The organism is Alkalimonas cellulosilytica (assembly GCF_036325985.1).
GTDB lineage: Bacteria > Pseudomonadota > Gammaproteobacteria > Enterobacterales > Alteromonadaceae > Alkalimonas > Alkalimonas cellulosilytica.
The window spans coordinates 1-335 of the sequence record NZ_JAUHLI010000074.1; the positions used below are offsets into that span (position 1 = coordinate 1).

The 335-nt window shown below is 52.2% G+C and carries 1 protein-coding gene; it reads right to left on the minus strand.

Annotated elements, in window-relative coordinates:
- Positions 1-335 (minus strand): EF-Tu/IF-2/RF-3 family GTPase (locus tag QWY20_RS18605; RefSeq protein WP_330130464.1); only part of this gene is annotated, 335 nt, incomplete at both ends.

The following is a 335-nucleotide window of genomic DNA, read 5'->3' on the forward strand; positions in this document are numbered from 1 at the left end:
ACGTCAGTCGTACGGAAGTAGAACTGTGGACGGTAGCCTTTGAAGAATGGCGTGTGACGGCCACCTTCGTCTTTTGACAATACGTACACTTCACCTTCGAACTTGGTGTGTGGCTTGATTGAACCTGGCTTCGCCAGAACCTGACCACGCTCTACGTCTTCACGCTTGGTACCACGCAACAGCGCACCTACGTTCTCACCTGCACGGCCTTCGTCCAGCAGCTTACGGAACATTTCAACGCCGGTACAAGTGGTCTTGGTGGTATCACGGATACCTACAATCTCAACTTCCTCACCAACTTTGATGATGCCCTGCTCTACACGACCTGTGACTAC